26 protein-coding genes are annotated in these 24,769 nt (G+C 63.4%); 18 read left to right on the top strand and 8 right to left on the bottom strand.

The window, feature by feature from the left end:
• Nucleotides 1-159: 159 nt before the first annotated feature.
• From rho to hemE, 3 genes are all read right to left on the bottom strand, one after another.
• Nucleotides 160-1,425 carry a transcription termination factor Rho gene (gene rho / locus BQ8794_RS09420; protein WP_027153631.1) on the bottom strand — a complete coding sequence of 422 codons (1,266 nt, stop codon included), beginning with the start codon at nt 1,423-1,425 and terminating at the stop codon, nt 160-162.
• 296 nt (nt 1,426-1,721) lie between these two features.
• Entirely contained in the window at nt 1,722-2,273 is a 552-nt protein-coding gene (hemJ, locus tag BQ8794_RS09415; protein ID WP_077376023.1) for a protoporphyrinogen oxidase HemJ, read from the bottom strand.
• Nucleotides 2,270-3,298, bottom strand: coding sequence for a uroporphyrinogen decarboxylase (gene hemE / locus BQ8794_RS09410; RefSeq protein WP_077376020.1), 1,029 nt, complete (start codon nt 3,296-3,298; stop codon nt 2,270-2,272). Before hemE ends, hemJ begins: the two co-directional genes overlap by 4 nt.
• 517 nt (nt 3,299-3,815) lie before the next feature.
• On the opposite strand from hemE, the gene BQ8794_RS09405 reads away from it, so the two are divergent.
• The 5 genes from BQ8794_RS09405 to dnaQ all read left to right on the top strand — a co-directional run bounded on the left by BQ8794_RS09405 (nt 3,816) and on the right by dnaQ (nt 7,680).
• Nucleotides 3,816-4,637 (top strand): pyruvate, water dikinase regulatory protein, encoded by an 822-nt coding sequence (locus tag BQ8794_RS09405; RefSeq protein WP_023802686.1) that lies wholly within the window; start codon nt 3,816-3,818, stop codon nt 4,635-4,637.
• A gap of 169 nt (nt 4,638-4,806) precedes the next feature.
• Nucleotides 4,807-5,406 carry a Maf-like protein gene (locus BQ8794_RS09400; protein WP_077376017.1) on the top strand — a complete coding sequence of 200 codons (600 nt, stop codon included), beginning with the start codon at nt 4,807-4,809 and terminating at the stop codon, nt 5,404-5,406.
• Nucleotides 5,399-6,265: a shikimate dehydrogenase gene (locus tag BQ8794_RS09395; protein ID WP_077376014.1), complete on the top strand. Its 867-nt coding sequence runs from the start codon at nt 5,399-5,401 to the stop codon at nt 6,263-6,265. Before BQ8794_RS09400 ends, BQ8794_RS09395 begins: the two co-directional genes overlap by 8 nt.
• Nucleotides 6,266-6,271: 6 nt before the next feature.
• Nucleotides 6,272-6,874: a dephospho-CoA kinase gene (coaE, locus tag BQ8794_RS09390; protein ID WP_077376011.1), complete on the top strand. Its 603-nt coding sequence runs from the start codon at nt 6,272-6,274 to the stop codon at nt 6,872-6,874.
• 86 nt (nt 6,875-6,960) lie between these two features.
• On the top strand, nt 6,961-7,680 hold the full coding sequence (gene dnaQ / locus BQ8794_RS09385) for a DNA polymerase III subunit epsilon (protein WP_077376008.1): 720 nt from the start codon (nt 6,961-6,963) through the stop codon (nt 7,678-7,680).
• A gap of 286 nt (nt 7,681-7,966) precedes the next feature.
• On the opposite strand, the gene secB is transcribed toward dnaQ, so the two are convergent.
• Both secB and BQ8794_RS09375 read right to left on the bottom strand, forming a co-directional pair.
• A complete protein-coding gene (gene secB / locus BQ8794_RS09380; RefSeq protein WP_027153623.1) occupies nt 7,967-8,467 on the bottom strand; it encodes a protein-export chaperone SecB in 501 nt (166 codons plus the stop codon).
• Nucleotides 8,468-8,792: 325 nt separating this feature from the next.
• On the bottom strand, nt 8,793-9,287 hold the full coding sequence (locus BQ8794_RS09375) for an FxsA family protein (RefSeq protein WP_077376083.1): 495 nt from the start codon (nt 9,285-9,287) through the stop codon (nt 8,793-8,795).
• Between the two features lie 199 nt (nt 9,288-9,486).
• Between BQ8794_RS09375 and BQ8794_RS09370 the strand changes: the two genes are divergently transcribed.
• The 4 genes from BQ8794_RS09370 to BQ8794_RS09355 are packed head-to-tail and all read left to right on the top strand — an operon-like array spanning nt 9,487 to nt 12,275.
• Nucleotides 9,487-10,188 carry a Tim44/TimA family putative adaptor protein gene (locus tag BQ8794_RS09370; protein WP_023802679.1) on the top strand — a complete coding sequence of 234 codons (702 nt, stop codon included), beginning with the start codon at nt 9,487-9,489 and terminating at the stop codon, nt 10,186-10,188.
• A gap of 24 nt (nt 10,189-10,212) precedes the next feature.
• Nucleotides 10,213-11,349: a murein transglycosylase A gene (gene mltA / locus BQ8794_RS09365; protein ID WP_077376005.1), complete on the top strand. Its 1,137-nt coding sequence runs from the start codon at nt 10,213-10,215 to the stop codon at nt 11,347-11,349.
• Nucleotides 11,346-11,867 carry a Smr/MutS family protein gene (locus tag BQ8794_RS09360; protein ID WP_077376002.1) on the top strand — a complete coding sequence of 174 codons (522 nt, stop codon included), beginning with the start codon at nt 11,346-11,348 and terminating at the stop codon, nt 11,865-11,867. The genes mltA and BQ8794_RS09360 overlap by 4 nt, the downstream gene beginning before the upstream one ends.
• 42 nt (nt 11,868-11,909) lie before the next feature.
• Complete coding sequence (locus BQ8794_RS09355) at nt 11,910-12,275, top strand: helix-turn-helix domain-containing protein (protein WP_077375999.1); 366 nt, start codon at nt 11,910-11,912, stop codon at nt 12,273-12,275.
• A gap of 270 nt (nt 12,276-12,545) precedes the next feature.
• On the opposite strand, the gene BQ8794_RS09345 is transcribed toward BQ8794_RS09355, so the two are convergent.
• The 3 genes from BQ8794_RS09345 to BQ8794_RS09335 form a co-directional block, all read right to left on the bottom strand.
• A complete protein-coding gene (locus BQ8794_RS09345) occupies nt 12,546-13,163 on the bottom strand; it encodes a transglutaminase-like cysteine peptidase (protein ID WP_027153618.1) in 618 nt (205 codons plus the stop codon).
• A gap of 161 nt (nt 13,164-13,324) precedes the next feature.
• Nucleotides 13,325-14,602 carry a polyhydroxyalkanoate depolymerase gene (locus BQ8794_RS09340; protein ID WP_077375997.1) on the bottom strand — a complete coding sequence of 426 codons (1,278 nt, stop codon included), beginning with the start codon at nt 14,600-14,602 and terminating at the stop codon, nt 13,325-13,327.
• A 261-nt stretch (nt 14,603-14,863) separates the two neighbouring features.
• Nucleotides 14,864-15,223 (bottom strand): septal ring lytic transglycosylase RlpA family protein, encoded by a 360-nt coding sequence (locus tag BQ8794_RS09335; protein WP_077375994.1) that lies wholly within the window; start codon nt 15,221-15,223, stop codon nt 14,864-14,866.
• Between the two features lie 303 nt (nt 15,224-15,526).
• Here BQ8794_RS09335 and BQ8794_RS09330 point away from each other — a divergent pair, with 303 nt between their 5' ends.
• The 9 genes from BQ8794_RS09330 (at nt 15,527) to BQ8794_RS09290 (ending at nt 24,694) form a co-directional block, all read left to right on the top strand.
• Complete coding sequence (locus BQ8794_RS09330; RefSeq protein WP_077375991.1) at nt 15,527-15,712, top strand: hypothetical protein; 186 nt, start codon at nt 15,527-15,529, stop codon at nt 15,710-15,712.
• Between the two features lie 458 nt (nt 15,713-16,170).
• A complete protein-coding gene (locus BQ8794_RS09325) occupies nt 16,171-16,623 on the top strand; it encodes an RrF2 family transcriptional regulator (protein WP_077375989.1) in 453 nt (150 codons plus the stop codon).
• Between the two features lie 37 nt (nt 16,624-16,660).
• On the top strand, nt 16,661-18,010 hold the full coding sequence (locus BQ8794_RS09320; protein WP_077375986.1) for an FAD/NAD(P)-binding protein: 1,350 nt from the start codon (nt 16,661-16,663) through the stop codon (nt 18,008-18,010).
• A 193-nt stretch (nt 18,011-18,203) separates the two neighbouring features.
• A complete protein-coding gene (locus BQ8794_RS09315) occupies nt 18,204-19,631 on the top strand; it encodes a pyridoxal-phosphate dependent enzyme (protein WP_077375983.1) in 1,428 nt (475 codons plus the stop codon).
• Nucleotides 19,628-20,809 (top strand): cystathionine gamma-synthase, encoded by a 1,182-nt coding sequence (locus tag BQ8794_RS09310; protein WP_077375980.1) that lies wholly within the window; start codon nt 19,628-19,630, stop codon nt 20,807-20,809. The genes BQ8794_RS09315 and BQ8794_RS09310 overlap by 4 nt, the downstream gene beginning before the upstream one ends.
• Nucleotides 20,810-20,935: 126 nt before the next feature.
• The gene (locus tag BQ8794_RS09305) at nt 20,936-21,124 is read left to right on the top strand and encodes a DUF1059 domain-containing protein (RefSeq protein WP_065006484.1); all 189 of its coding nucleotides are present in this window, start codon (nt 20,936-20,938) and stop codon (nt 21,122-21,124) included.
• Between the two features lie 202 nt (nt 21,125-21,326).
• A complete protein-coding gene (locus tag BQ8794_RS09300; RefSeq protein WP_077375978.1) occupies nt 21,327-22,304 on the top strand; it encodes a GlxA family transcriptional regulator in 978 nt (325 codons plus the stop codon).
• A gap of 325 nt (nt 22,305-22,629) precedes the next feature.
• Nucleotides 22,630-23,934 carry a M24 family metallopeptidase gene (locus BQ8794_RS09295; RefSeq protein ID WP_077376079.1) on the top strand — a complete coding sequence of 435 codons (1,305 nt, stop codon included), beginning with the start codon at nt 22,630-22,632 and terminating at the stop codon, nt 23,932-23,934.
• A gap of 79 nt (nt 23,935-24,013) precedes the next feature.
• Nucleotides 24,014-24,694 (top strand): isochorismatase family protein, encoded by a 681-nt coding sequence (locus tag BQ8794_RS09290; protein WP_077375975.1) that lies wholly within the window; start codon nt 24,014-24,016, stop codon nt 24,692-24,694.
• Nucleotides 24,695-24,769 lie beyond the last annotated feature (75 nt).

Genomic DNA, 24,769 nt, shown 5'->3' with positions numbered 1-24,769 from the left:
AGGATGCTCTCATCAACGGTTTCGCCAATTTCCAGCGTTGCAGAATGCATGCCTTGGTCGCGGCAAGCCCCTTCTCCCCGTCACATACCGGGAGACGTGCCCGGCAGGGCGATGAGGGGCGATGCCGACTTGGGCGATTTCCCGGCTCCCTCAACCCCCTTACGTATTCATCGAATCGAAGAAATCCGCGTTGGTCTTGGTCTGCTTGAGCTTGTCGATGAGGAACTCGATGGCGTCGGTGGTGCCCATCGGCGCCAGGATGCGGCGCAGCACGAAGATTTTTTGCAGGTCCTGGCGGGCGACCAAAAGATCTTCCTTGCGGGTGCCGGACTTGAGGATGTCCATGGCCGGGTAGATGCGCTTGTCCGCCACCTTGCGGTCGAGCACGATTTCCGAGTTGCCGGTGCCTTTGAACTCTTCGAAGATGACCTCGTCCATGCGGCTGCCGGTGTCGATCAGCGCGGTGGCGATGATGGTCAGCGAGCCGCCTTCCTCGATGTTGCGGGCGGCTCCGAAGAAGCGCTTCGGCCGCTGCAGCGCATTGGCGTCGACACCGCCGGTCAGCACCTTGCCGGATGACGGCACGACGGTGTTGTAGGCGCGGCCGAGGCGGGTGATCGAATCCAGCAGGATGACGACGTCGCGCCCGTGCTCGACAAGGCGCTTGGCCTTCTCGATCACCATTTCGGCGACCTGGACGTGGCGCACCGCCGGCTCGTCGAAGGTCGAGGAGACGACCTCGCCCTTCACCGATCGCTGCATGTCGGTGACTTCTTCCGGCCGCTCGTCGATCAAGAGCACGATCAGGTAGCATTCGGGATGGTTGGTGGTGATCGAATGGGCGATGTTCTGCAACAGCACCGTCTTGCCGGTGCGCGGCTGCGCCACGATCAGGGCGCGCTGGCCTTTGCCGAGCGGCGCCACCAGGTCGATGACGCGGGCCGAGATGTCCTTCGAGGTCGGAACGTCCATCTCCATCTTCAGCCGCGAGGTCGGATAAAGCGGCGTCAGATTGTCGAAATGGATCTTGTGGCGGATCTTTTCCGGGTCGTCGAAATTGATCGTGTTGACCTTGAGCAGCGCGAAATAGCGCTCGCCCTCCTTCGGGCTGCGGATCGGGCCTTCGACGGTGTCGCCGGTCTTCAGCGAGAACCGGCGGATCTGCGACGGCGAGATGTAGATATCGTCCGGACCCGGCAGATAATTGGCATTGGCGGAGCGCAGGAAGCCAAAACCGTCCTGCAGCACTTCAACGACGCCGTCACCGATGATCTCGATATCCTGGGTCGCCAGCCGCTTCAGGATCGCGAACATCAGTTCCTGCTTGCGCATCACACTGGCGTTCTCGACCTCGAGCGATTCGGCATAAGCGATCAGCTCTGGCGGTTTCTTGTTCTTGAACTCGGTGAGTTTCATTTCTTGCATCATTAGACGGACTCTGAGTGAGTAAGTATGGGGAAAATATCGGCGGGATGCGACAAATGCCGGGCGCGGCCGAAGCGATGAATGGGGCGGCGCATGACGGGAAGGAAGACCCGTCTTTTATCGTCGGTCGACTAAAAGAGCAAGCCGCCTTTTGTGAGCGCCAATCGCATCAGGTTTGCGCTGCCCCTCACCTGCCTGCCGGCATCCTCTCCCCATATAGTGACGGGGAGAGGGGGCGCTCTCATTGATGGTTTCGCCAATCATCGGCGTTACAAAATATCGCTAAGGAACGAAGCTCAAAACGGCTTCACGATGACCAGCACGACGATGACGATCATCAGCAATGTGGGGATCTCATTGACGATCCGCCAGTGCCGAGCCGCTTTTTCGTTGCGGTCCTCGGCGAATTTGCGCACCGCACCGGCCAGGTAGCCGTGAACCGCCGAGAGCCCAAGCACCGCGGCGATCTTGGCATGCAGCCAACCGCCCTGAAAGCCAAAACCTTTCCAGGCCAACCAGAGGCCGAACGCCCAGGTGATGATCACGGCTGGATTGATGATGCCGCGCAGCAGCCGACGCTCCATCACCTTGAAGGTCTCCGACTGGACGGAGCCTTTTTCCGCATCGGCATGATAAACCAGCAGCCGCGGCAGATAGAGCATGCCCGCCATCCAGGAGATGACGGCGATGACATGGATCGCCTTTGCCCAGGGATAGAAATCATCCGGCCCGAACAGGAACAGAAGCGCCGCCAGGACGAGGAAGATGACGATGGCGATCGCTGCTCGACGCATCGCTGCACCACCGCTGCTGCCCGCACCACTGTTGGCGTTGTTCATGTCGGTCATCGATGCGCCCGCACCATCTTTACCATCGCCTCGACATGCGCGATCGGCGTCTCCGGCGTGATGCCGTGGCCGAGATTGAAGACCAGCGGTCGATCGCCCAATGCTTTCAGGATCGCGTCGACACCGTCCGAAAGCGCCTTGCCGCCGGCCACCAGCCGCAACGGATCGAGATTGCCCTGCACGGCGCCGTCGCGCTGCAGTTCCCTGGCCGTCGTCAACGGCACGGTCCAGTCGAGGCCCAGCCCGGTCACGCCGGTTTTTTGGCGATAGCTGCGGTAGTGGGCACCGGCGCCCTTGGGAAAGCCGATGATCGGAACGTTGGGATGGACGGCCCGGACCTGCCTGACGATCTCCGCCACAGGCCTGACGCAAAACGCCTCGAAAGAAACTTCATCGAGCACGCCGGACCACGAGTCAAAGATCTGCACCACATCGGCGCCGGCCTCGATCTGGCGGATAAGATAGGCGGCCGAGTGATCGGCAAGCACTTTCAGCAATTGTAAAAAAGCCGCCGGCTCACGATAGGCAAAAAGCCTTGCCGGGGCCTGGTCTGAGGTGCCGTGGCCGGCGATCATATAGGTCGCCACCGTCCACGGCGCTCCGCAGAAGCCGATCAGCGTCGTTGCATCCGGCAGTTTTGTCCGCAATTGCCTGACCGTCTCGTAGACCGGTTCGAGATTCACGTGAAACGTTTCGCCGTCCAGAGCCGCAATCTCCGTCGCCGAGATCGGCGTCAGCAGCGGCCCACGGCCCTCTTCGAAGCGCACGTCGCGGCCCAGCGCATGCGGCACGACCAGAATATCGGAAAACAGGATCGATGCATCGAAGCCGAAGCGTTCGATCGGCTGCAGCGTCACTTCCACGGCAAGATCGGGATTATAGCAAAGATCGAGGAACGATCCGGCCCGCCTGCGTGTCTCGCGATATTCCGGCAGATAGCGACCGGCCTGGCGCATCATCCAGAGCGGCGGGGGAGATACCGTCTTGCCTCTCAACACGTCCAGCATGATCCGGTTTTCAGGCATTCAGCGCTCGCCTCTCGAGTGGCTTAAAGCCGGAGTGACAGAGGGGGGCGTGAAGAATCGCTACCGCTCTCATTCTGCGCTGAGTGTAGCCCTGAACTCGACATTCCCTCATGGCACCGTCCTGCCTCTCCAGGCTTCTCTATAATTAAATATTCTATTTCTAGGAATCTTATGATTCTAAGAGTCTGTTGGTATCGGTGGTTGTCTGCTGTCCCGCCTTGCCCCGCAAAAGGCCAGCCAGCATATTGTCGCGTGCTTCTTCTGCCGGATAGGAGGAGTTTGGGGACAGTTGGAAATTTCCGACTGGGAACAATGCGTTACCGCCCGCCTGGAGAAAATCGCCCTGTGGACGAGGCCGAGTCGAAAAAGCCCGTCCCCGGACTTGTCCCCAGCCGACCGACGAAGCCGGCAGCGCATCGAATTGTGGACAAACTGGCATCTGATACAGTCGCCCCGAACCGGCCGATCTTTCCGACCGACCTTATCCACATCGGCCCACAGCTTGGAACGAACCCCTGTGAACAAACCCCAGAGCTTCTTTCACCTCCACCTGATTTCCGATGCCACCGGTGAGACGCTGTTGGCGGCCGGGCGCGCGGCTTCGGCGCAATACAAGGATGCGCGCGCCATCGAGCATATCTACCCGCTCATCCGCACCGAAAAGCAGGTGACGAAAGTGTTCGAGGACATCGAGGAGGAGCCGGGCATCATCCTCTATACGGTCGTCGACCAGAAACTCGCCCGCGGGATCGACGAGCGCTGCGCCGCCATGGGCCTGCCTTGCGTCTCCGTGCTGGAACCGGTGCTGACCGTGTTCCAGTCCTATCTCGGCACGCCGGCCGGCCGCCGCGTCGGCGCCCAGCATGTGCTGGACGCCGAATATTTCCGCCGCATCGACGCGCTCAACTTCACCATGGAGCATGATGACGGCCAGCTGCCTGCCAACATGGACGACGCCGACATTGTGCTCGTCGGCATTTCGCGCACCTCGAAGACGCCGACCAGCATCTATCTCGCCAATCGCGGCATCAAGACCGCCAACATCCCGATCGTGATCGGCGTGCCGGTGCCGGAAAGCCTGGTCAACGCCACTAAGCCGCTGATCGTCGGGCTGATCGCCACCGCCGAGCGCATCTCGCAGGTGCGCCAGAACCGCATCCTTGGCAACACCAGCGCCTACGAGCCGACCGACTATGTCGACCGCGCCGCGATCAGCGAGGAACTCGCCTACGCCCGCCAGATCTGCACGCGGCATGGCTGGCCGATGATCGACGTCAGCCGCCGCTCGATCGAGGAGACGGCGGCGGCCATCGTTGCCCTGCGCGGCAAGACGCGCTAGGGCGTGTGATATTCAGGTGGTGCCGGCCTGCAAACGGCGGCTTCCTGCGCTTCCGGTGCTCACGTACGAAAAGTACGCTCCGCTCCGGTTCTCGGAAGCCACCATTTTCGGCTCGGCCTGACCTGAATCTCGACACACCCTCGTGAGCGCCAGGAATTGGGGAATAAAAATGGCCGAAAAAATCATCCTTGCCTCGGGCAGCCCGTTCCGCAAGGCGTTGCTTGTCCATGCCGGCGTGCCGGTAGAGGCGGTTCCGGCGGAAGTCGACGAGCGCGCGCTCGAAGCACCCTTGCAGGGCAGCGGTGCCTCGCCCGAAGACGTTGCCCTGGTGCTGGCCGAGGCCAAGGCCACCGAGGTCAGCGAGCGAAAGCCGGGCGTCCTGGTGCTCGGCTGCGACCAGACGCTGTCGCTCGGCGACGAAGTGTTTCATAAGCCGGCCGACATGGAAGCCGCCCGCCGCCATCTCTTGGCGCTGTCGGGCAAGACCCACCAGCTCAACAGCGCCGTGGTGCTGGCCCGCGACGGAGCGGTCCTGTGGCGCCATGTCGGCGTCGCCAGCCTGACCATGCGAAAGCTCGATCCGGCCTTTATCGGCCGCCATCTGGCGCGCGTCGGCGACAAGGCGCTGTCCAGCGTCGGCGCCTACCAGATCGAAGGCGAGGGCATCCAGCTGTTCGAAAAAATAGAAGGCGACTATTTCACCATTGTCGGCCTGCCTCTTCTGCCCGTCCTGGCCAAGCTGCGCGAGCTCGGAGCCATCGATGGCTGAGGCCGCGAAAAAGGCCTTCGTCACCGGTCACCCGGTCGCGCATTCGCGGTCGCCGAAGATCCACGCCTATTGGCTGGCGAAATACGGTATCGACGGCAGCTACCGGGCGATCGACGTTGCGCCGGAGGCTTTTGCCGAATTCGCCGAAACACTAGAGGAGAATGGCTATCGTGGCGGCAACGTCACCATCCCGCACAAGGAGGCCGCCTTCGCGCTGGCGACGCGCCGCGACGCTGCGGCCGAACAGATCGGCGCCGTCAACACGCTGTGGCTCGAGGGCGGAAAACTGTGCGGCGGCAACACCGACGCCCATGGCTTTGCCGCCAATCTCGACGAGCACGCGCCGGGCTGGGCCACAAACGGCCCGGCGGTGGTGCTCGGCGCCGGCGGCGCCGCCCGCGCGGTCATCCATGCGCTCAAACAGCGTGGGGTTGGCGACATCCGCATCGTCAACCGGACGCTCGCCCGAGCCGAGGAGCTGAGCCACCGCTTCGGTGCCGGGGTCTCGGGCCATGGCACGGCGGCGACCGGCGAACTGCTTGCCGATGCCGGCCTGTTGGTCAACACGTCAGCGCTCGGCATGCACGGCAATGAAGGCCTGTCCGCCGATCCGGCCAGGCTGCCGGACCATGCCATCGTCATCGACATTGTCTATGTACCGCTGGCAACGCCGTTGCTGGCCGCCGCCAAGGCGCGCGGCCTGAAAACCGTCGACGGGCTCGGCATGCTGCTGCACCAGGCGGTGCCCGGCTTCGAGCGCTGGTTCGGCATCAGGCCTGAGGTCACTGCCGAATTGCGGCAGATGATCGTCGCCGATCTCGGTGCCCCGGAAAATGCCCAAGGGATGACCAAGGAGTAAAAAAGCATGATCGTGCTCGGCCTCACCGGATCGATCGGCATGGGCAAGTCGACGACGGCCAGAATGTTTGCCGAGGCCGGCGTGCCTGTCCACGATTCGGACGAGGCAGTGCATCGCCTTTACGCCGGCAAGGCGGCTCCGCTGGTCGAGGCGGCGTTTCCCGGAACGACACAATCCGGTTCGGTCGATCGCACCAGGCTGGCCGAGCGGGTGCTCGGCGATGCAGCCGCACTGAAACGGCTGGAAGCGATCATCCACCCGCAGGTCCGCGCCGACGCCGACGCCTTCCTGGCCAGACACCGGGCCGCCGGCGCGCCGCTTGTCGTTCTCGACATCCCGCTGCTGTTCGAAACCGGCGGCCGCGACCGTGTCAACAAGGTCGTGGTCGTCAGCGCGTCGCCCGACATCCAGCGCGCCCGCGTGCTGGCGCGGCCGGGCATGAGCGAAGAGAAACTGGCGTCGATCCTGGCCAGGCAGGTTTCCGACGCCGAAAAGCGTGAAGCGGCCGATTTCATCATCGACACCGGACAGGGTTTTGATGCGGCGCGCGCGGCGGTCAATGCGATCGTCGCGAAACTGGTCGGGGATAAAGCCGTCAAGCCTGCTTAACGGCGCTTGCGCCCGGCGTAATATGTTGCCAATTTGTTCCCATCATGATTCGGCTGGAACGACCCCGGACCCAACGGACTGATTCGATGCGCGAGATCATCTTCGATACGGAAACCACCGGCCTCGATTTCCGCGATGACCGCGTCATCGAGCTTGGCTGCATCGAGCTGGTCAATCGTTTCCCGACCGGCCGCACCTTCCACCACTACCTCAATCCGCAGGGACGACCGATCCATGCCGAGGCGCAGGCCGTTCATGGCATCAGCGCCGCCGACCTGATGGGCAAGCCGACCTTCAGCGACATCGTCGAGGAGTTCCTTGCCTTCATCGACGGAGCCAAGCTGGTCGCCCACAATGCTACTTTCGATATCGCCTTCCTCAATGTCGAATTCGGCCGGCTTGGACATCCGGTCGTTGACCCCGGACTCGTCGTAGACACGCTGGCGCTGGCGCGCCGCAAGCATCCGATGGGGCCGAATTCGCTGGACGCGCTGTGCCGGCGCTATGGCATCGACAATGCCCGCCGCACCAAGCACGGCGCGCTGCTCGATTCGGAATTGCTGGCCGAGGTCTATATCGAGCTCATCGGCGGCAAGCAGGCGGCGCTCATCCTCGACAGTGCCACGGCGCCGGCCGGCGGCAGGAGAAACGTCGACGACATCGACATCAGCATCGGCGCGCGGCCGATAGCGCTGCCGTCTCGCCTGACCGAAGCAGAGCGCGCCGCGCATGCGAGCATGGTCGGCACATTGGGTGAAAAAGCGCTCTGGCTGCGCGTCGCCCGGGAAGCGAGTTCTGCGGCATAGCGATTTTTGGCGGAGCGGCAGGGGCGTTCAGGATCAGCCGACCCGTAGCGATCCTTCGCCCCCCTCTGTCCTGCCGGACATCTCCCCCACAAGGGGGGAGATTGGCAGCTTCGCGGACAGCGTCCTTTTTGCAAGGTTGGTGGTTGGCGAAACCAGTGATGAAGTCCGATCTCCCCCCTTGTGGGGGAGATGGCCGGACAGGACAGAGGGGGGCGCTGTCCCGCCGACTTCTCAACAAAAAACCCGGCGCGAGGCCGGGTTTTTCAAACCTCACCGAGCACTCGCCTCAGCTCACCTTGACCTTGCTGGCGGCCTGGTCCTCGGCCAGCTTTTGCTGGAACATCTGCGCGAAATCGATCGGATCGAGCATCAGCGGCGGGAAGCCGCCATTGCGCGTCGCCTCGGCGATGATCTGCCTGGCGAACGGGAACAGCAGCCGCGGGCATTCGATGAACAGCAGCGGCAGCATGTGCTCCTGCGGGAAGCCGCTGATGGCGAACACGCCGCCATAGACCAGCTCGACGTTGAACAGCACTTCCTTGTCGAAGGACGCCTTGGCGTTCAGCGTCAGATTGACGTCGAACTGCTTGTCCGAAAGCGGGTTGGCGTTGACATTGACGTTGATGGCGATGCCGGGGGCCTTGTCGCGGCCGCGCAGCGAGTTCGGCGCGCCGGGGCTTTCGAAGGAAAGGTCCTTCACATATTGGGCAAGCACGTTGAGCGAAGGCTGCGTCGCGTCGCCGTTGCCACTGGCCGCGCCGGTCGGCGCGTCGTCTTTGCTGGCCATAAGCCTTTGTCCTTTTGCCTCGGCAGCGTTGCTGACCGGATTGAAATCGGGCGTTCGCTACCATGGCCGGCATGACAAGACAAGGTTTGCGCGGCTCTCCCTTCTCCCCTTGTGGGAGAAGGTGTCGCCGAAGGCGACGGATGAGGGGTGTTCCAGCTTGGCGGGCTCTCCTTCTCCCCTTGTGGGAGAAGGTGGCCGCGAAGCGGCCGGATGAGCGGTGCTCCAGCTTGGCATCGACCGCGCTCCGTCCAACACCCCTCTTCCGTCTCGGCGCTGCGCGCCGATCCACCTTCTCCCACAAGGGGAGAAGGAAAGGCCGCGCGGGCTACTCGTCCTTGAGGCGGCGCCAGGGGGAATTGTGATCGGGGCCGTGCTCGTCGCCGCGCGAATAGTCGCTGTCGTCGAGGTCGATGGTCTTGTCGCGTTGCCGGGCCCGGAATCCGCCGGTGCCGAAACTGGTCGCCATCACGATGCGGACTTTCAGCCGGCGCCAGGCGAGGTCGCGGACCGGCGGCAGCAACAGCAGAATGCCGAAAATGTCAGTGATGAAGCCGGGAATGATGAGCAGGATCGCGGCCAGCACGATCATGGCGCCATGCGCGAGCTGACGGCTTGGATCACGTCCCGCGTCCATTTCGGCACGGACCCGGGTCATCACGCCGAACCCCTGGTACCGCAACAACAGCGCGCCGGCGATGCTCGAAGCCAGCACCAGGCCGACCGTCGCCAGGGCGCCGACCTGGCGACCGACAACGACGAAACCGGCTATCTCCAGCAGCGGAAGCGCGAGGATGAACAGGGGAAGCAGCGAAATGCGCAAATCTTGACCGATCGTTTCGACGTTTTGCCGGCAGGCGGGCAATCGCCGCTGGCATTGAACCTTTTAGATAGGTATGGCTGCCTTTAATTTGAATGATTGCAGCTTGCGTTCTATATGCTTTGGATGTTGAACGCTATGCGACCGCAGCCATTGCCTGGCCGGGCGGTCCGGCCGGAGTAGGGATTGATTGGCGGAAGATATGGGATTCTTCGACTTCGGCACGATTTTCTTTCTGGTTGCGGCGGTTGTGATCTTTTTCCAGCTGCGCAATGTGCTCGGCCGCCGCACCGGCAGCGAGCGGCCGCCCTTCGATCCCTATACGGCGGGCCGCACCCGCGACGACGCCCAAAAACCCGAGAATGTGGTCTCGCTGCCGCGCAAGCGAGCGCCGGGAGAGCCGGCAATCGACGCCTATGCGGCGATCGATGCCTTCGCCAAGCCTGACACCGATCTCAACAAGGGCCTGCGCGCGATCAAGGACAATGATCCGGCATTCGACCCAAAAACCTTCGTCGACGGCGCCAAGATGGCCTATGAGATGATCGTCATGGCCTATGCCGATGGCGACCGCAAGACGCTGAAGAACCTGTTGTCGCGCGAGGTCTATGACGGCTTTGTCGCGGCGATCGGCGATCGCGAGGCGAAGTCGGAAAAGATCCAGTCCTCCTTCGTCGGCATCGACAAGGCCGACATCGTTTCCGCCGAGATGAAGGGCAGCGAGGCGCATATCACGCTGCGCATCGTCAGCGAACTGATTTCGGCAACGCGCGACAAGGCCGGCGCCGTCATCGACGGCGATCCCGAAACCGTCGCCGAGGTCAAGGACGTCTGGACCTTTGCCCGCGATACGCGCTCGCGCGACCCGAACTGGAAGCTCGTCGCCACCGAAGAAGAAGACTGAGCCCGGACCACGGCGGGGTCTGTCGTGTCGCTTTCTCAGGCGTTCCGCGAAAAGTCGTTTGACGATCTGCCCGGCTGGGACGAGGACGACCATCTGGCTGCGTTCGCTGCTTTCCGGCGTTCGGCTTTTCAGGTCCTGACGAAACCCTATCGCTCCGGCGGGCTCGGTGTCGACTTCAATGCCTTCACCGAGGCCTATGCTGCAGCCCGCACCGTGTCGCCAACCGACCGGCGCGAAGCTCGCGCCTTCTTCGAGCGACATTTCATCCCGGCCCACATAGCGGCGGAAAGTGGCGGCGCCGGCCTCGTCACCGGCTTCTATGAACCGGTGGCCGACGCTTCACCGGTGCGAACCGAACGATTTACGGTGCCGCTGCTGTCGCGTCCGGCCGATCTCGTCGACATCGGCGACGCCAACCGGCCCGACGGCATGGATCCCTATCTCGCCTTCGGCCGCGCCTCGCCGGACGGACCGGTCGAGTATTTCGACCGCGGCGAGATCGAGCGCGGCGCGCTCGTCAAGGGTTTGGCCGGCAAGGAATTGGAAATCGCCTGGCTCGCCGACAAGGTCGATGCCTTCTTCATCCACGTACAGGGTTCTGCGCGGCTCACCATGACCGACGGCCGGCTTTGCCGCGTCACCTATGCCGCCAAATCCGGCCAGCGCTTTACCGGACCGGGCAAGATCCTGAGTCGGCTAGGCGAAATCCCGCTGGAAGCGGTGACCATGCAGTCGGTCCGCGCCTGGTTCAAGGCGCATCCGCAGCGCATCGACGAGATCCTGTGGCGCAACCGCTCCTATATTTTTTTCCGCGAGATTTCCGCCAGCGAGGCGGCGGCGGTCGACGACCCGGAACTCGGGCCGATCGCTGCCGCAAAGGTGCCGCTGACGCCGGGCCGCTCCGTCGCTGTCGACCGTCTGCTGCATACATTCGGCACGCCGTTCTACATCGATGGGCCGTCGCTGACCGCTTTCGACAACACACCGTTCCGGCGGCTGATGATCGCGCAGGACACCGGCTCGGCCATCACCGGCCCGGCCCGTGGCGACCTGTTCACTGGTACGGGAGATGCGGCCGGCGAGATCGCCGGCGTTGTCCGCAATCCTGCCGATTTCTACGCGCTGATTCCGCGTCGGCTTGTCCCGGGAGCGGGCCGATGACGCGGCGCATCGACAGGCTGAGCGAGGACGACCGGGTGCTGTGGAACCTGGTGGCGCGCACCGCCAAGCCGCTGAAGGGCAAGTCCGCCATCGACATCCCGGCGGACATCGCTGATGACACCAAGCCACCGCTGCGTGACCAAGCGATGGCTCCTGCTGCGGCCACGAAAGCCAAGACGCAGCATGTTTCGCATGCGCTCGACGAGCCGACGCTGGAAAAACTGTCGAAGGGCCGGCTGCCGATCGAAGGGCGCGTCGATCTGCATGGCCTGAGCCAGGACGAAGCCTATTCGCTTTTGTTTTCCTTCCTGCACCGGGCGCATGCCGGCGGCATCCGCTATGTGCTGGTGATCACCGGCAAGGGCTCCTCGTCGGGGGGCGACGGCGTCTTGCGGCGCGCCGTGCCGGCCTGGCTGTCGACACCCGCATTCAGGCCGCTCATCTCCAGCCACGACCACGCCGCCCGTAAGCATGGCGGCTCAGGCGCGCTTTATGTCCGCCTGCGGCGCGCGCGCTGATGCGGAGGCGCGCATGAGGGTGCACCCCACGAGGATGGACTTGTGACCCCGTTCGGCGAAAAGCTTCGCGCCCTGCGGAGCGAACGCGGCGTCAGCCAAAAGGCCATGGCCAGGGCGATCGGCGTCAGCGCCGCCTATCTGTCGGCGCTGGAACACGGCCGCCGCGGCGCGCCGACCTGGACGCTGATCCAGAAGACCATCGGCTATTTCAATGTCATCTGGGACGATGCCGAAGAACTCGCGCGGCTGGCCGAGACCTCGCACCCGCGGGTGAAGCTCGACACGTCGGGCCTCAGCCCCGCCGCCACCGAGCTTGCCAATGTCCTGGCCGAAAACATCGAAAAACTAGACGAGGCGGAGCTTCGCCGCATCACCGCATCGATCCGCGCCGCGCTGGGGCGGACGTAGGGTGTTTGTCCGACTCGTTAGGGGCGATTGATTGTCGATGTTGGCGCCGCCCCTCATTGCCCTGCCGGGCATTTCTCCCCGTAAACGGGGAGAAAGCGGCTGGCCGCGAACGTGGTCCGCAACGCCGGCGATTGGCGAAATCGTCAATGACAGCACCCCTCTCCCCGTCCCTATACGGGGAGAGGATGCCGGCAGGCAGGTGAGGGGCAGCGCGAACGCCTGGAACAGGTAACGCGAAACGCAGCGATCCAGTGGTCGCTTGCAAATACCTTACTGGACCGCGCCGACCAGAACCTGCTGGCCATCACGGATCGACACCCAGCGACCGGTATTGTCGATCGCCTGCCGCTTGAGGAAGCGGTAGCCGGTCCGGTCCCATGAGCGGACCTTTCCGTCCAGATTGTCGAGGACGTAGTCGCCCTTGCTTGTGCGCACGGTCAGCACGGCATGGCCCTCGCCGTCCGGCTTGCGCACGACGGTCATCAGAAGATTGGCGTAGGACACGCCCAAGCGGTTCAATTCGCGGCGCTTTTCCAGGACATAGTCCTCACAGTCGCCAACGCCCCTGACGGGGTAGGCCCAGACCTCGTCCTTGCCATAAATGTCGATGTCGCTTATCGGCTTGACGGCGTTGTTGACCCTGGCGTTGACGCTGAGAATCTTGCGCCAGAGCGCGCCGGTCATGGTGGCGGGGGCGAGATTGCCCGGGTGGATCGAGCATTCGGCCGGACTGGTCTTGCAGAAATCGTAATGGCCGATCGGCTGCGATGTCGGGCCGCCGGTTGCCATTGGTCCGGCCGCCGAAGCCGCCGTAGACCAGCCTGTCGCAAGTGCCAGCCCTAACAGGGCGCATACGCGCAGCCCTCTCGCCATTGGTGAGGAAATCATTGTCCCCCTCGTCCCTTGTTGTTAACGAAAGGTTAAGGGCGATCTACAGTCCCTGTCAATTATACCAACGGCCAGTTTTGCGATATGGTTACCCGCGCGGCCGAAAGCGCGGCTATTGTGCAACAGGTCGACTTGAACGGCGGCTGCCATCCGGGACATCTTTACTTTTTGGCGGTGCGAACCAGCTTCGGCCTCACCGCAACGCGGGTCTGGCGGCCATAGCTGGTGATGAAGTCGACGATGCGCGGCACGATTTCGGAGCGAAAGCGCGAGCCGTTGAAGACGCCGTAATGGCCGACCGCCGGCTGCATGTAGTGAGCGTGCCTGTCCGCGGGAATGTTGATGCAGAGGTCGTGCGCGGCCTGGGTCTGGCCGAGGCCGGAAATGTCGTCGTTCTCGCCCTCGACCGTGAACAGCGCGACATTGCGGATATCGGCGGGATCGATGGCGACGCCGCGATGCATCATTTCGCCCTTGGGCAGAGCATGGCGGACGAACACGGTGTCGACCGTCTGCAGGTAGAACTCCGCTGTCAGATCCATCACCGCCATATATTCGTCGTAGAAGTCGCGGTGCTTCTCGGCACTGTCGCCGTCATTCTTCACCAGATGCATGAAGAAGTCCTTGTGGGCGATGATGTGGCGGTCGAGATTCATGCTCATGAAGCCCGAAAGCTGCAGGAAGCCGGGATAGACCTCGCGGCCGAAGCCCGGCACCGGCCACGGCGCCTGCATGGTGACGTTGTCACGGAACCAGCCGGTGCCCTTTTCCTCGGCCAGAAGGTTGACCGCGGTCGGATTGCGGCGGGTGTCGATCGGCCCGCCCATCAGCGTCATCGTCGAGGGAACGAACGGGTCGCCCCGCGTTTCCATCAGCGCCACCGCCGCCAGCACCGGGACCGACGGCTGGCACACCGCCATGACATGGGTGTCGGGGCCCAGCGCATGCAGCATGTCGACGATGTAGTCGATATAGTCGTCGAGATCGAAGCTGCCCTCGCTGAGCGGCGCCATGCGGGCGTCGACCCAGTCGGTGATGTGAACGTCGGCATGCGGCAGCATCGCCTCGACCGTGCCGCGCAGCAGCGTCGCGTAGTGGCCGGACATCGGCGCCACGATCAGCAGCTTCGGATCAGGCCGGCGGCCGGCGGGAACCGCCCGCTCGAAACGGAGCAGATTGCAGAACGGCCGCGACCACACCGTCTTTTCGGTGACATCGACGTTTTTCCAGTCGACGACGGTCTTGGTCAGGCCGAACTGCGGCTTGCTGTAGCGGCGCGTCGTGCGCTCGAACAATTCGGCCGTCGCCGCGACCGAGCGGCCCCAGGACGTGTGCGCAAACGGATTGAGTGGATTGGTGTAGAACATCCGCACCGCATCGGCATAGACGCGGGCCGGCTGCACGGCGGCGTGGTTCAATTCGTAGAGCTGGTAGAACATTGAGAACTCCGCTGCTGCGACCGAAGGGACGACAGCAGTGCCGAGCCTTGAATCTCTCGCGCAAAGGTTAACAACAAACTGCTGCGATGCAATACGTCAAGTGAATTGATTTATGCTGATACTTTCGTCTAAGGCGTTGAAAATCGGTTTTGAACGGCGGCAGCCGGCTTATTGTGCAACTGCGAAAGGTGCCGGCAACGGGCGAACTTCAGGTTGCGGCGCGACCATTCGGCCGTGAAGACATATCTCAGCCGCGTGGCATCACACGCGGTCGGTGCACACAGCAGTATGGCCCGAGCTGATGAAGCCGAGCCGCCCTGCGGCGCCCTTCGACAGGTCGATCACGCGCCCCTTGATGAACGGGCCGCGGTCGTTGATGCGCACGACGACGCTGCGGCCGTTGTTGCGGTTGGTGACCCTGAGCCTGGTGCCAAAAGGCAAGGTGCGGTGCGCGGCGGTCAGCGCCGACGGGTTCATGCGCTCGCCGGAAGCGGTCTTCGAGGTCAGCGCGTACCAGGAGGCGCGGCCGCATTGCGCGGCGGCAGGGGACGTGGATGCGCCAACCATCAGGCCAGCCGCAATCGTCGCCGCGACAAGCGCGGTCTGGTTGGGTTTCTTCATCTGTGGCAAGGCTCCGTTTGACTGACCCGGCCGTTACGTATGGAATGTGGCACCAAATGCGGCAGTCGTCTGGCGGTTCCATGACTACAGTACACGTTTGGAGTCGGCAGGAAACAGTCTGTCATGGAATGTCGGGATTGCGCCGATGTATGTCTGGTGGTCTTCGCGCCAGCACCGGGGTGTTTCCGGCAAGACCCGGCGTTATTATGCAAGTAGATGTGAGAGAGATCGGGTCGCGTCCTTTCGCCTTGCCATCGCGGTCATGGCGGAATTGACGATCGACTTGGGAAGGGGATTCCGACGATGAGATTGATCAAAAATCTGCTGGCGTTGGTGGTGCTCGCCATCGGTGCGCTGTGGTCGCTGCAGGGCATCGGCCTCGTCGGCGGCAGCTTCATGACCGGCCAGTCGCAATGGCTCTATATCGGCATCGTCACCACGCTGGTCGGCCTGGGCGGACTGGTGTGGGCGAACCGTTCGCTCCCCTGACACTCGAACCACCCTGGCGGCGTTTCGGTCGACCGGCGAATGCGCGCCCGCCGCAAACAAGCATTTCCTGTTTTGCGCGCAGCTTCGGCAAATGAATGCTGCGAATGGCCGACGTTTTGAAAACCGGTCCCTGTATTAGGGCTTAGTATAGTAGTCTTATCGACATTGCGGGAATTTAGAGAACGATGAGCGATGTCCATATCGCGGCAATCACCCGCATGAGTGTAGTGCGCAGGCTGTCCCCTTTGGCGTGCCTCGCGGCTTCAGGAGGAAAGAACGTCCGGCAAATAGTCGCAGCGGCTTGAAACTCAAGCAAAATCAATGGTGCCCGTCTTGTATATCATGTCACTAGAATTTATGTGTCTTGAAAGCCTGGACGCGGACGCGGTGGGGACGCACGCCAGGCGTTTCGCAACCGGTGGCCCTTCGCCATCGCATGACAGAGAAACGTTCGGTCTATGCTCACAAAAAAGGGCAAGTACGGCCTCAAGGCGCTCGTCCATCTGGCGCGGCTGCCGGTTGGTCAGCTCGCCTTCGTCGGCGATATCGCCACCGGAAACAACATTCCGAAGAAATTTCTCGACGCCATCCTCGGCGAACTGCGCAATGCCGGTTTCGTCCAGAGCCGCAAGGGCAAGGAGGGCGGTTACCGCCTGGCGCGGCCGGCGGATGAAATCAAGATCGGTCACGTCGTGCGCGTGCTCGACGGTCCGCTTGCTCCCATTCCCTGCGCCAGCCGCACCCGGTATCAGCGCTGTGAAGACTGCAACGAGGCGACATGCCAAGTCCGACATCTGATGCTGGAGGTCCGGCAAGCGATCGCCGAGGTGCTGGATCAGCGCAGCCTCGCCGAGATGCGCGATATCGCCGGCGACGACGACCTTTCGGCTGCGTTGAAAATCCAGGCCTGAGCCGGAACCGACGGCTCCTCAGGCAATTGGTGCGCGCATGACCGGCCGCGCAAATTCAATCGTCCCAGGTTCGATCATTATCGTCGGCGGCGGCGCCAGCGGCGTCGTCCTTGCCGCGCATCTGTTGAAGTCGCCCAATCCCGATCTTCGTGTCACGCTGATCGAAAAGCGTCCGCATTTCGGCCAGGGCATCGCCTATTCCACGCTGCTGTCGGCGCATGTGCTGAATGTCAGCGCGGCCGGCATGAGCGCCTATGCCGACGACCCCGGCAATTTCTGGCGTTGGCTGCTCGAGCGCGGCCTGGCAACCCCAGAGCAGGCGCCGGTCTACGCACCGCGCAGCGTCTATGCCCGCTATCTGAAGGAACTGCTGGACGAGCTCGAGGCGCGCGAGACGGGGCGTCTTCGCCTGATCCGCGAGGAGAGCCTGTCGATCTCGCCGACCGGGTCCGGGGTCGAGGTGGCGCTGGCCAACGGCACCAGCGTCGTCGCCCACCTTGCCGTGCTGGCGACTGGACATGACGAGGAGCCGGGTGCCGGCCACGGCCATGCGATCAGGATGGGATCGGAGGCCGACACCGTGCTCGACGGGGAAGCCCGAGTCCTGGTGCTGGGCACGGGGTTGAGCATGGTCGATGCCTTCCTGTCGCTCGAACAGCGCGGCCATCGCGGCGAGATTATTGCGGTGTCGCGGCGCGGCCTGCTGCCTTCGCCGCATCGCAAGGGCAATCCGATCAAGCTCGACGTCGCCGACATTCCGCTCGGCACCCAGCTCTCCTATTTCGTCGGCTGGTTTCGCGACCTGATCCGGGAAAACCAGAAGGCCGGCATCGACTGGCGCGACGTCGTCGACGGTCTCAGGCCGTTCAACCAGAAGATCTGGCAAAACTGGCCGTCTTCGGCCAAGCGCCGCTTCGTCGAGCACACCAAGGCGTGGTGGGACATCCACCGCCATCGCATGGCGCCGGAAGTCTACGCCCGTGTCACCGAGGCAGTGCAGTCGGGCCGCATCCGGCTTGTCGCCGGACGCGTCGTCGGCATCACGGCGGGCGACGAATTCAGCGTGCAGGTCCAGTCGCGCCACACGCAAAACATCGAGACGTTCGACGTTGCCCGCATCTACGATTGCACCGGCATCGCCAGGGACATCTCGACAACCTCGAACAGCGTGGTGCGGTCGCTGGTCGACCGCGGGCTGGCCCGGCCGGATCCGCTGCGGCTTGGCCTCGACGTATCGGACAATTGCGAGGTCATCGCCAGCGATGGCACCGTCTCGGCCAAGATCCTGGCGGTCGGGCCGCTGACCCGCGGCACCTTCTTCGAGATCGACGCCATTCCCGATATTCGCCTGCAGTGTGCAAGGCTGGGGAAGCGGTTGCTGGGGTGAGGATATGACTGGTGAGGTCGGCGCTGCCCCGCGATCATGCAGCGATTAGCGTGACGGAGCGGCCCTACGGAATCCCATTCCCCGTCTGGCCAATGGATTGGCACGATCTATCTTCTTTCAGACTGCAAACGGCTGGAAAAGAAGATAGGCTGACAGCCTGCCCAAGGCGGTCGCTTGACCATGGAGCATCAGCATGAGCGTGCACAAGATCGCCCTCCCGGACGGGGCAATGTCCCGCCTGCGTCCGCCCTATGCATCGGTTCTCGACCTGATCGGACAAACGCCGGTTGTCGAGCTGACCAAATTCGAGATCGGCAAGTGCCGGCTGTTCATCAAGCTCGAAAGCCAGAATCCGGGCGGCTCGATCAAGGACCGCATTGCGCTGTCGATGATCGCCGACGCCGAAAAACAGGGCAAGTTGAAGCACGGTGGCACCATCGTCGAGGCGACCGCCGGCAACACCGGCCTTGGCCTTGCCCAGGTCGGCATCCCCAAGGGCTATCGCATCATCCTGGTCGTGCCCGACAAGATGTCGCGCGAAAAGATCCAGCATTTGCGGGCGCTCGGCGCGGAAGTGCGCATGACCCGTTCCGATGTCGGCAAGGGCCACGCCGAATACTATCAGGACATGGCCGAAAGGATCGCCGCCGAGCTGCCCGGCGCCTTCTATGCCAACCAGTTCGCCAATCCGGCCAATCCGGACGCCCATGAAACCACGACCGGTCCGGAGATTTATTCGCAGCTCGACGGCGACGTCGATGCAGTGGTCGTCGGCGTCGGCTCGGGCGGCACGCTGACCGGGCTTGGCCGCTATTTCGAAAAAATCTCGCCGAAGACCGAGATGATCCTCGCCGATCCGGTCGGCTCGGTGCTGGCGCCCCTGATCAAGACCGGCAAGATGCAAGAGGCCGGAAGCTGGACGGTGGAAGGCATCGGCGAGGATTTCGTCCCGCCCAATGCCGATCTGTCGCTGGTCAAGAAGGCCTACTCGATCACCGACAAGCAGAGCATGCTGGCGGTGCGCGACCTGCTTTCCAGGGAGGGCATCCTCGCCGGCTCGTCGTCCGGCACGCTGCTTTCGGCAGCGCTGCGCTATTGCCGCGAGCAGACCGTGCCGAAGCGGGTCGTCACCTTCGTCTGCGACAGCGGCAACAAATATCTGTCGAAAGTGTTCGACGACTTCTGGCTGATCGAGCAGGGCCTCGCCGAGCACGAGCAGCATGGCGATCTGCGTGACCTGGTGATGCGCACGCACCGCACCGGCGACATCGTGTCTGTCGGCCCGGACGAAAGCCTGCTCAACGCCTATGGCCGCATGCGCCGTTCGGACGTCTCGCAGCTGCCGGTGCTGGACGACGGCAAGCTGGTCGGCATCGTCGACGAAAGCGATATCCTCGCCCACGTCGAAGGCCCCTACGACAGCCGCTGGGACCGTTTCAAGGCCCCGGTGCGCACGGCGATGACCGCCAATCTGCACACGCTGCAGGCCAGCCAGACGCTGGACGCGCTACTGCCGGTGTTCGACCGCAACGAGGTCGCCATCGTCTTCGACGGCGACGAGTTCATCGGCCTGATTACCCGCATCGACCTGATCAACCATCTGAGGCGCCGCGCAAAATGACCATCAAAGCCACCGTATCGGGCAGGAACCGCCTGGCCTTCTCGACGCGCACCATCCATGGCGGCCAGAGCCACGACCCGACGACCGGCGCGGTGATGGTGCCGATCTATGCGACCTCGACCTATGGCCAGCAGAGCCCGGGCGTGCACAAGGGTTTTGAATATGCCCGCAGCCAGAACCCGACCCGCTTTGCCTTCGAGCGCGCGGTGGCCGATCTTGAGAGCGGCGCAGCTGCCTTCGCTTTCGCTTCGGGGCTGGCGGCGATCGCCACCATTTTCGAACTGCTCGATTCCGGCGCCCATGTCGTTGCCACCGACGACATCTATGGCGGCACGTTCCGGCTGCTGGAGCGGGTGCGCAAGCGCTCGGCCAATTTGCAGGTCGACTTCGTCGACTTCACCGATCTGGCCGCGGTCGAAGCGGCGATCCGCCCGGAAACGAAGCTGCTCTGGGTCGAGACGCCGACCAATCCGCTGCTGCGCGTCGTCGATCTCGAAGCGGTCGCCGCCCTGGCCAGGCGCAAAGGCGTGCTCTCGGTCGCCGACAACACCTTTTGCAGCCCCTATCTGCAGCGGCCGCTGGAGCTCGGCATCGACATATCGGTGCATTCGACGACGAAATACCTCAATGGCCATTCCGACATGGTCGGCGGCGTCGCCGTGGTCGGCGACAACAAGGATCTCGCCGACCGGCTGAAATTCCTGCAGAACGCCATCGGCGCTATTTCCGGCCCGTTCGACAGTTTCCTGGCGCTGCGCGGCCTCAAGACGCTGGCGCTCAGGATGGAGCGCCATTCGTCGAACGGCCAAAAGATCGCGCACTGGCTGGAAAGCCGTCCCGATATACGCCGCGTCATCTATCCCGGTCTCCCCAGCCACCCGCAGCACGCCATTGCCAGGCGGCAGATGCATGCCTTCGGCGGCATGATCACGGTCGAGCTCGACCGCGACCTTGCGGGGACAAAACGCTTCCTCGAACATACGCAACTGTTCACCCTGGCCGAAAGCCTCGGCGGCGTCGAAAGCCTGATCGAGCACCCGGCGCTGATGACGCACGGCTCGATCCCGGCCGGGAAGCGGGCAGTGATCGGGATTTCCGATTCGCTGGTGCGGTTGTCGGCTGGGATCGAGGATGGTGATGATCTGATCGCGGATCTGGATCAGGCGCTGGCGAGTTGAGGGGGAGCGTGCCCCGTTGGATAGTGAGGTCAGTTTGAAACTTCCCGGCTGAATGGCGCATCCAACTGTGAATTTACAAGGCGACGTACCCTCGCTTTGCTATCGGGGCAACCTGGAGGGAAAGTCATGGCTTACTCGTATCGTTGCAGGGACTATCCGGGAAACGAGGCCTGTCCAGCGATGTTCACGGCAGAGACCGAGGCGGAAGTGATGAAGCATGTCGAGCTTCACGGCGCGATCGCTCACGGGGAAGACCCGAAGCAATGGTCGCCGGAAGACCGTAAACAGGTCATGAAGCTAATCGTAGCTACCTAAACCAAACCTGCTGTTTGTATGGGACGCGCAGAGCGCCCGTCACTATCTCCAATGCTTCGGCAAGCCTTTAGGAGTTCAGCCCGATAGGCGACAACGCCTAGGCGCGGTGGAATTTTCAAACTGACCCACCACCGCCCGTTGACCTGAGAGGCATCGGCGGAATTGTGGCCTTCCCTGCAATGCCCACAGGCCGGTTGAAGTCATGACCACTCGAGAGCGAGACCAGCCGACGGCAAACGACGCCCCGCTCACCTTCGCGGTGCTGGTCTTCCCTGGCTTTCCGATGATGGCGTTCAGTTCGGTCATCGAGCCGCTGCGTGCGGCCAACGTCCTGGCCAAGCGGGAATGCTACCGCTGGATCATCGTCGGCGCCGCCGAAGGTCCGGTCGAGGCCTCGAACGGCGTCGTCATCCAGCCCGGCTTTTTCGCCGGCGATGCGCCAAAGGTCGACCGCATCGTCGTCTGCTCGGGCGGCGATGCCGATCATCTCGTGGCCGAGGACGCGGTGAGCTGGATCCGCAGGAGCCTGCGCGGCGGCGCCCATATCGGCGCGGTGGCGGATGCCGCCTTCTTCCTGGCGCGGGCCGGCCTGCTCGACGGTCATGCCTGCACCTTGCACTGGACCAGCCAGGCGGCGTTCACCGAAGCGTTTCCGGACATCGAGCTCAGGCGCGATCTCTACGTCATCGACCGCAAGCGCTTCACCTCGGCCGGCGGCGTCGGCAGCCTCGACATGATGCTGGAGATCATCACATCAGACTATGGCGCCGAACTCGCGGCCGGCGTCGCCGAATGGTTCGTGCACAGCCCGCTGCGCTCCAGCGTCGACCGCAAGCTGATGCCGCTGCGCCTGCGCACCGGCGTGCAGAACGAGCTGGTGCTGTCGGCGATCGCCATCATGGAGGATGCGGTGGAGGAGCGGCTCGGCATGGCGGCGCTGGCGGAAAAGCTCGGCGTCTCCTCCGACAAGCTCGAACGGAGTTTCCGCTCCGAGCTCAGCATCTCGCCCAACGGCTATTATCGCCGCCTGCGCCTGAAGCGCGCCGCCGACCTCCTGGCGCATTCGACGCTGATGGTGCGCGACGTGGCGCTCGCCTGCGGTTTTGCTTCGATGTCGAGCTTTGCGCGGGCGTTCAGGGAAGAGCATGGCCATGCGCCGAAGAGGATGCGGCGGCAGTAGGGCGTGGTCGCGCTGACGCGGCGCAACGACGGCGGGACAGCGCCCCCCTCTGGCCTGCCGGCCATCTCCCCCACTTGGGGGGAGATCGGCTGTCACCGCTGATTTCGCCAATCGCCAACGTTACAGGAATGAGCGGAACACCGAAGCCGCCAATCTCCCCTCAAGTGGGGGAGATGCCAAGTTTTGGCAAAGTGGGGCAGGACAGAGGGGGGCGCCGTAGAGCACTACGGGACGATCCCAAGCGGCATCCCGCACAACATCTGCGGTATCCCGCACAGCCTCTGAACGACGCATGGCTCATCTTCCCCGCTTCCAGGAGGCACCCGTGAGCATTGTCGTGTTCGACCCCGACAGCACCGAGGACGTCGACTTCAAGGACCGCATGCGCCACCCGGCGGCCGCCGATCCGGCCGGCGGCATGTGGCTGTCCGACACCGAGCCGTCCTTCATCGATGCGGACGCGCTGCGCAAGGGCCGGCTGGCGAAGCTGCGCGCCTGGATGCGCGAGGCCGGCTATGGCGCCATCGTGCTGTTCGATCCCTATAACCAGCGCTATGCCACCGGCTCGCGCAACATGTTCGGCTATTTCCTGCGCAACTCGACCCGCTACTTCTTCATCCCGACCGAAGGGCCGATTGTGCTGTTCGAATATCCGCAGAGCTACCATGTCTCCATGGTGCTCGAAACGATCGACGAGGCGCGGCCGTCCAGGCTGGTCTGGTCTTCGGTGTCGGGCCGCGACGACGAAACAGCGGGTCCCTTCGCCGACGAGATCGCCGAACTGCTCAAGGCGCATGGCGGCGGCTCGATGAAGCTCGGCCTCGACCGCTGCGGCCATCTGCAGGCGCTGGCGCTGGAAAAGCGCGGCTGCGAGGTCCGGGATTGCCAGGGCGAAATTCTTGCCGTGCGCGCGGTCAAGACGCCCGAAGAGGTAAAATGCCTGCAGGTGTCGATGGCCGGCGCCGAGGCGGCCGTCTATGCGGTGCGCGAGGCGATCAAACCCGGCGTTTCCGAAAACGACCTGTTCGCCATCATGTATCACGAGGTGATCCGGCAAGGCGGCGAGTTCATCGAAACCCGGCTGCTGACGTCGGGCCAGCGCACCAATCCGTGGTTCAACGAAGCCAGCGGCCGCAAGATCAGGCCGGGCGAACTTTTGGCGCTGGATACCGATACGATCGGCTGCTACGGCTATTATTCGGACTTCTCGCGCACCTTCCGCTGCGGGCCGGGCAAGCCGACGGATTATCAGAAGTCGCTCTACCGCATGGCCCACGACCAGGTTCAGCACAACATCTCGATCGTCAGGCCGGGAATGGCGTTTCGCGAGATCGCCGAAAAGGCCTGGAAGATACCGGACCGCTTCGTCGACCAGCGCTACACGTCTGTCATGCACGGCGTCGGCATGCATGGCGAGACGCCGTTCATCGCGCACGCCATGGACTACGAGACCTATGGCCGCGACGGTTTTGTCGTGCCCGGCATGGTAGTCAGCGTCGAGAGCTATATCGGCGAAAAGGGCGGACGCGAGGGTGTCAAGCTCGAGGACGAGATCCTGGTCACCGAGACCGGCACCGAGCTTCTGTCGCGCTTTCCCTATGAGGACGATTTTCTGGAGAAACAAGTTTGATCCCAGCATCCACCACCAATCGCGGTGCGGTATCGCAAACCTTCGGGACTAGCCGCAGCGCTCATGCTTTCGTATTCGCATGAAGGGCCCGGTCTCGATCGAGCGCGGCACGGTGGCCGCGGTGTTCGTCGACCTCCAGGAGGAGCACCGGCAGGACAAGCGCTACCTGGTCGAGGGTTTTGCCGACATCCTCGCCAACGTCCAGCGCCTGCAGGCGGCGGCACGCGCCAACGATGTGCTGCTCTACCATTCGGCCTATATCGTCGATCTCACCAGGGAGGCGCGGCGGTTCCATCCGGTCGATGCGAATGGCAGGTCGGCCTTCTCCGACAAGGACGATCCGCTGACGGCGATCTGCCCGGAAGTGGCGCCGGTCGCCGGCGAGATGATGCTGGTCAAGACCGAGGCCAGCGCCTTCGGTGCAGGCCCTGCCGTCGGCCGGCTCAAGGCCAAAGGCATCGAGTGGCTGGTCGTTGCCGGCGTATGGACCGAGGCCTGCATCGACGCCACCGTCAGGGATGCGGTGTCATCAGGCTTTCGGGTGCTGCTGGTCAAGGATGCGTGCGGCAGCGGCAGCACGGCGATGCACCAGACCGCCATCCTCAACCTTGCCAACCGGCTCTATGGCGGCGCCGTCACCACCACCGACGGCGCCTGCCGGCTGATGGCAGGCGAGACGGTCGATGCATGGCAGGTCGTGGGCTCTGTGCCTTTGCGCTTCACTTATGAAAACGCCGCCCGGCTATACGGCGAACTCTGAACCAGGAAGGCTGGTGATCCTTCGCGCCCCCCTCTGTCCTGCCGGACATCTCCCCCACTTGGGGGGAGATCAGCT

Origin of the sequence: Mesorhizobium prunaredense (assembly GCF_900156895.1) — a bacterium.
GTDB classification, from domain to species: Bacteria; Pseudomonadota; Alphaproteobacteria; order Rhizobiales; family Rhizobiaceae; genus Mesorhizobium; species Mesorhizobium prunaredense.
Note: the sequence above shows the minus strand (reverse complement) of the source record. Positions and strands in the feature narration are given on the sequence as shown.